Raw genomic sequence first — 311 nt, forward strand, 5'->3', positions numbered from 1 at the left:
TTTGCTGGTTCGGGCAAATATATCTGTCTTGTTCACTGTCGTAATGAAATTTCCATTTTGGAAACAAGCCTCGGATAGGGTGATAAAGTCTATGTGCGATGACACCAAAGATTTGTCGGTCAGATAATCCTTTACAGATCGGAGTCGTTAAATATCCGGAATCAAGGGCGACGGCTTCTACTTGAAACCCAAATCGTGCGATTTGGTGATCCAATCGGTCAAGATAGGGCACAGAATCATGGACATTTCCAGGTGTGACATAGGTATCTGTGATAATGTTGTATTTCATATCTGTTGTGCGGTGATCTAAA

At 41.8% G+C, this 311-nt stretch carries 1 pseudogene; it reads right to left on the minus strand.

Annotation, left to right across the window (positions count from 1 at the left end):
• Window positions 1–311 (minus strand): annotated as a pseudogene (locus WA325_RS21300) (IS5/IS1182 family transposase); the annotation flags it as partial.

Origin of the sequence: Bacillus sp. 205(2023) (genome assembly GCF_037027485.1) — a bacterium.
In the GTDB taxonomy this organism is placed as follows: domain Bacteria; phylum Bacillota; class Bacilli; order Bacillales; family Bacillaceae; genus Bacillus; species Bacillus halotolerans.